The sequence below is a fragment of the Bacillus sp. 05T31 genome (assembly GCF_056396725.1).
In genome coordinates this window covers 1-2,976 of sequence record NZ_JBFTMA010000566.1, presented here as the reverse complement: position 1 = coordinate 2,976, position 2,976 = coordinate 1, and the positions used below count along the sequence as shown (strand labels likewise).

Here is a 2,976-nt window from a genome sequence, read left to right as displayed (position 1 = left end):
AATCTACATCAAAAAGATAACCCCGTTCTAAATTTAGGACGGGGTTAAAAATATAGTTGTTTAATTTTTRAWGTAARATATTTACTACACTAAAAAATATAAYAATAAAGTCRTTTGAAAATCTAARTTTTATTCAACATTAGCTACCGTTTTTTGAAAAGAAAAAATATTGCTTTTTAAAAAATTGATAACATATATTTCTTTCTCTTTGTTCAATTTAACCTTATTTTTCTAACAATAAGGCTATAGTTTGACTTCCTCCGTTCCCAGTTTCACCAGAAACATCATCGTAAATTTCTTTTACAGTAAACCCTACAGCGGTTACCTCTTTGATGAATAATTCTTTTGTGAAGAATTGATACCAAATGTTGTAAGTTTCTATTTTGTCAGCGGTTACCACTGTTGTTTGTTCTAATGTTACTCTATCAGGATATTGAAGATTTCTACCGATAGCTACATAGCAATCCTTTGACCAGAAACCACCATTTTCATTAATACTCCAATATTGTTCTTCCTTGAACTGATCAAATTTTTTTTGAGAGAAAACATCCAATAACAACTTTCCACCATTCTTCAGACTGTTCCAAATGTTAAAAAGTAATTTACTACGATTTTCAGGCGCAAGAGCACCATAGTCACAATATATCAATAGGGCCAAGTCATAGATATTTGAATCATTTAATTCCAAATAATTTTCATAGCGATATCCAATATCATAATCTAACTTTTTTGCTTGTTCTTTAGCATAACGAATTGAGTTTTCAGAGAAGTCTATCCCTGTTACCGTATAACCTTTTCTAGCTAATCGCTCACTATAAAGACCTGGACCACAACCTAAGTCTAGTACTTTTTGATAAGATTTTTTGGGAGCTATTTGTTGGATAAAATCAATAGATTTATCAATAAACTTAAAACTCCTACTAGCTCCTTCAGTATCAGGGCTTAAATGAGCTTCTAATAATTTTTTAGCAATATAAGAATCTTGCCAAAAAACATTATCAGTTTGTTCGAATCGTGAAGGTACCTGCAATTGGTTTAATAAATTATTCATAAAAACTTCCTCCTAAAAATTTTTAAACACAAAAAACCGCAGAGCTTTACTCTGCGGTTAAAAAAGAGAATAAGTCCGTAGAGTAAAAAATCAAATGGGCATACCGAATAAACACATAAAAATGCGTATTTCAGTTTGCTTCAAATTGATTTATTTACTCTTTTCCAGTCATAACAAAGTTCGCGAAAATCAAACTTCTGCTATGCCGAACTTCTTCACCTATCCTTTTAGTGTTTGTATAAATATAACAGACAATAAACTACGAGGTCAACTACTAGTTTAACCCATTATTCAAGGATATGACCCGATTGTTGAATAGAATGACTTGCATTTTTTAACAACTTTATTTTAATTTAAACAACTTTTTTGTCACTTTTTAACAACTACTAAATAGAGGCTACTAGTTAATTTATGTAAGAAGAGGTGTGATAATGTATGAATCTATCATTGGCCTGAAAGTTAAGAAAGTTTTGCTTTTCACTTTAGCTAATACATTTGCTTTTGTAGTATCCAAAAATGCATAATACAACTCGCCACCTGTGTATTCAGATTGAAATGAAACTTTCTTCTTTTCTTTCTCATCTCCATCCCCAGGAGCAGATTGCGTCGGTCCACCTGGTGGTGTCAATTCTTTCTTCGCATTTGGAGTTATATAAGCTTCAACATTCGTAAGATAGGATTCTCCTTTACCGGTGTCATATGTCCGGAAAGCTTTAAGAAATCGTTCTGCAGCTTCCTTTACTTGTTGTTGATTGTTACTCTTTAGAGCTGATAACTCCTTTTTCGTATCATTGTATTGTGCCTCCACCTTTTCCACTTTTTTCGTTAATTTTATATTATCAGTTTTAAGTTTCTCATTATCAGATTGATATTTTATTAAAAATCCTACGCTAGCTATTAATAAAATTGCTATTATAATGGTAATTTTATTCATCATTTACCTCCTTTTCGCAGTTTCATAAGTTGCTAGGTGTTACATGCATTATTATCTAACTACACGACCATATCCATTATTTTTACCCTTATAAAGTAGTTGGCGAAGAATTTCCTGATCAAAAAACATTTGAATCCTATAATAATGAGAATTTTTCAACTATCGAAGATTGGCGTCGCAATAATGTAAATGAACTCGTAAAAGGTTTAAATACTGCTATAAAACAAGAAAAATCATACGTAAAATTTGGCATTAGTCCATTTGGTGTATGGCGAAATATAGCTGACGATCCAACTGGCTCTAATACAACCGCAGGTCAAAGAAACTACGATGACCTTTATGCTGACACACGTGAGTGGATACAAAAAGGGTACATTGACTACATTACACCTCAAATATATTGGAATATAGGTTTCACACCTGCTGCATATGATATATTAGTAGATTGGTGGGTAAAAGAAACAAATAACAAACCGATTCACCTATACATCGGTCAAGCGGCCTATAAAATTAATAACAACTCTGTCTCTGCTTGGTCTGATCCAGAAGAATATCCAAAGCAAATCGCTTTAAACCATCAATATCCACAAATAAAAGGTAGTATGCATTTCAGTTTAAAAGATATAAATAACAATCCACTTGGAATTAAAGATAGACTCTCAAAAGACATATATAAACACCCTGCATTAATTCCACCTATGCCTTGGCTTGATCATGATCCACCAAAACAACCTACTTTAAAAGGTGCCATTCCAAGAGATGAAGGTATTGCTTTAGGCATAATTGATGATAGAGATAATGACTCTGCTTATTATGCGATATACCGTGTGAATGGAAAGAATGTAGTTGATATTCAAGATCCGAAGAATTTACTTACTACTGTAAGGAAGACACAATGGGCAGAAATTTTTGTGGATAAAACAGCTTTATCTGAGGAGACTTATACTTATGTGGTGACAGCTTTAGATCGACTTCATAATGAGAGTATTTC

The 2,976-nt window shown here is 32.3% G+C and carries 1 protein-coding gene and 2 pseudogenes; 1 reads left to right on the top strand and 2 read right to left on the bottom strand.

Going from position 1 to position 2,976, the window contains the following annotated elements:
- Positions 1–223: 223 nt before the first annotated feature.
- Complete coding sequence (locus AC1DJR_RS24285; RefSeq protein WP_431187476.1) at positions 224–1,051, bottom strand: class I SAM-dependent methyltransferase; 828 nt, start codon at positions 1,049–1,051, stop codon at positions 224–226.
- Positions 1,052–1,520: 469 nt separating this feature from the next.
- Positions 1,521–1,985, bottom strand: a pseudogene (locus AC1DJR_RS24280) (hypothetical protein); the annotation flags it as partial.
- Between the two features lie 77 nt (positions 1,986–2,062).
- Here AC1DJR_RS24280 and AC1DJR_RS24275 point away from each other — a divergent pair.
- Positions 2,063–2,976, top strand: a pseudogene (locus AC1DJR_RS24275) (glycoside hydrolase family 10-like protein); the annotation flags it as partial.